This is a genomic window from Candidatus Bathyarchaeia archaeon (assembly GCA_035935655.1).
Taxonomy (GTDB): domain Archaea; phylum Thermoproteota; class Bathyarchaeia; order 40CM-2-53-6; family 40CM-2-53-6; genus 40CM-2-53-6.
Genome location: DASYWW010000028.1, coordinates 1 through 1,794, shown reverse-complemented (window position 1 = coordinate 1,794; position 1,794 = coordinate 1). Strand labels below are relative to the sequence as shown.

Below are 1,794 nucleotides of genomic sequence, written 5' to 3'. Positions count from 1 at the left end.
ATCCCGGAAAGCTGAAAAGTTGGAATCGTCAGGAGACTCCCAGCATGCACAAGAAGCCCTTCAAATCGAGCCGCGCAATTATTTTGACAGGATTCTCTTTTTTCCTTTTGATCCCCTATACATTTGCAGGTGAGAAGCGCTTCTTGCCCGTCCAACCCGTGGAAGCTCGACATCTTGCCGAACCTATTTCGGCAATTCAACCTGAAACTGTTCCCATGAGCCCGACTCCGGAGCCTGCTACTCTAATTCTATTCGACTCAGGATTGATCTTCCTCGGGGCGGCGCTGCGTCGGCGGAATAAAAAGACCGACGCTCGCATGTCTGCACCCGCTGCGGCAATCCACGGAGAACCCAACTCTTCCTCAGCGAGCGGTTTATCTTGAGCAGCATGGCTTTAGCAAAAGGATAAATGATGAGCCTCTTAGCGGAAGTGAGGCCGTTCAACACAGATATTGATACCTCTTCCTTTGAAGCCGATCCTTCAGCTTTTCAGTGAGCCCTGCACCTCACTCACTGTCCCGCCATGCAGGAGCTTTACAGGCAAATCGACAAAGTCTCCTGCGTTGATGTGCCTGTTCTCTTCCTGGGGAGTCTGGCGTGGGCAAGGAATATTTCGCACGCCACCTGCACGAAATGTCTCATAGGTCCCGAAGGCCCTTTCTTAAGGTGAATTGCGCTGCACTGCCTTCGGAATTGCTCGAAAGCGAGCTTTTCGGCTACGACCAGGGCGCATTCACGGGCGCGACACGTTCGAAGCCCGGCCAATTCGAACTTTGCAATGAGGGGACAATATTTCTTGACGAAATCGCTGAAATGCCCTCATCCATGCAGGCTAAATTGCTGGATGTTCTCCAGGATCAACAGTTTTCAAGGTTGGGCGGACGAAGATTATTGCGTGTGAATGTTCGGATTCTAGCGGCTACCAATGTGAAGATTGAGGAAGCATTGGCTGAGAGAAAATTTCGCCCGGACCTGTATTATCGCCTGAACACGATTGTGTTTAAAATTCCCCCACTTCGCACGCGCCGCGAAGACATTCCTTTCCTCTTGGATGATTTTCTGTCTGAGACTGCCTTGAAATTTGGCGTGTCTCCGAGGCCAGTTTCTCATCAAGTCTTGGATGCTTGCCTCAAATACCCCTGGCCCGGAAATGTCCGGGAGCTGCAGAGTTTTGTCTGCCGGCTGCTCCTCCGCGAGGACGAAGAAGAATTGCTCAGAGAACTAAGCCACACCCCTTCATCCGGCGCGATCGAGGATGCCAAATACCAGGAACCGACCGTTGAGCATCTGGGATTGAAGTCTTTGAGTCGGAATGTTCGCAGTCAGGCGGAGAAACAAATTATTGAGGAGATGCTTGCCAGAACATGCTGGAACCGTACCGTGGCTGCGCGCCTGTTGAAGATCAGCTACAAAAGCCTCCGAAGCAAGATCCAACGGTACGGCATCACTGCCATGGGACATTTAGGTGACACGAAATCTGAAGCCCGGCAGCTTATGTTTCTAGGAAAGTAGTTCTTCCGGTCCAATCAATCCATTATTCCTGAAGTCTTTCATTCCCTCAGAGTGTCAGCCTCATGGTTTTCCCGACCATCTTAGACGTGCATGGCAAGTTGAAGATATGAAAAGGCTTACCATTAATTGTTCTTTTCACGAAGGAGCTCTCAGGATTGCCGAGCCTAGAGGACTTTCTGATCGTAGACTACCGAACTCAGCTTGCTTGTGAGGCCAATTCACGGTGCGAAGGAGCTCGGGCTCGTCTGCCTGCTCCCGGGATTCAAGAAAAGTATTTGGCTG

1 protein-coding gene and 1 pseudogene are annotated in these 1,794 nt (G+C 51.0%); both read left to right on the top strand.

The features are described 5' to 3' along the window. Positions 1-591 precede the first annotated feature (591 nt). Positions 592-1,005, top strand: a pseudogene (locus tag VGS11_04960) (sigma-54 factor interaction domain-containing protein). After that, positions 997-1,512: a helix-turn-helix domain-containing protein gene (locus VGS11_04955; GenBank protein HEV2119437.1), complete on the top strand. Its 516-nt coding sequence runs from the start codon at positions 997-999 to the stop codon at positions 1,510-1,512. The pseudogene VGS11_04960 and the gene VGS11_04955 overlap by 9 nt, the downstream one beginning before the upstream one ends. Positions 1,513-1,794: the final 282 nt, after the last annotated feature.